The sequence below is a fragment of the Vibrio sp. 704 genome, assembly GCF_033339295.1.
The window spans coordinates 1-792 of the sequence record NZ_JAWOUH010000316.1; the positions used below are offsets into that span (position 1 = coordinate 1).

Below are 792 nucleotides of genomic sequence, written 5' to 3' on the forward strand. Positions count from 1 at the left end.
AATACAAAAACCGTCGTACTGGCGAGAAAACTCCAGTAGCGATGGCGGATATTGTTGAGCACGTTAAATCTCAACTTAAATAAACGCCTAAAAGGTTTCGATTAAATAAAAGGGTTGGCTTCGGTCAACCCTTTTCTATTGTCCTCAGAAATGACACTGACCCTAATTTCTTTACTATTCATTTCGTTAATCTTTGGTTCAGCTTGTTGTTTGTACACTGATCTCAACATTTACAGGAGGTCAGTTATGGATTTAAAAAGTCTTCTAAACCAAGCGCTCAACTCTGATTTACTCAAACAAGGTGCTGACGCCCTGGGTAAGCAAACTCAAAACATCAAGTCATCATCCAGCTCTAGCCAGTTCAAAACTCTCGGCGCAGGAGCCATCGGTGGTGGATTGATTGGCATGCTTATGGGCTCAAAGAAAAGCAAAAAGATGGCGAAGAAAATGGGTTCTGGCGCGCTTAAAGTCGGTGGAGCGGCAACACTCGGTGCACTTGCCTACAAAGTGTATAACGATTGGCAAGCTAAGCAGAGTGTTCAAGGCGTCCATGAACCCTTCGATCCACAAGATAGCAAACACAGCGTATTAATTTTAAAAGCCATGATTGGTGCAGCCAAAGCAGATGGTCATGTCGATGATGTGGAAATGGCCCGAATTGAACAAGCCCTTACAGAAATGGGGGCAGATGAACACGTTCGTCAGTTGGTTCAGCAAGAGTTGCATAAGCCACTTGATCCAGTAGAAATCGCAAGCCAAGCGTCGACACCACAGCAAGCTTCTGAGATCTAT

At 44.2% G+C, this 792-nt stretch carries 1 protein-coding gene; it reads left to right on the forward strand.

Annotation, left to right across the window (positions count from 1 at the left end):
• Nucleotides 1-246 precede the first annotated feature (246 nt).
• Nucleotides 247-792 (forward strand): tellurite resistance TerB family protein (locus R7R24_RS26160; RefSeq protein ID WP_318120038.1); only part of this gene is annotated, 546 nt, incomplete at its 3' end.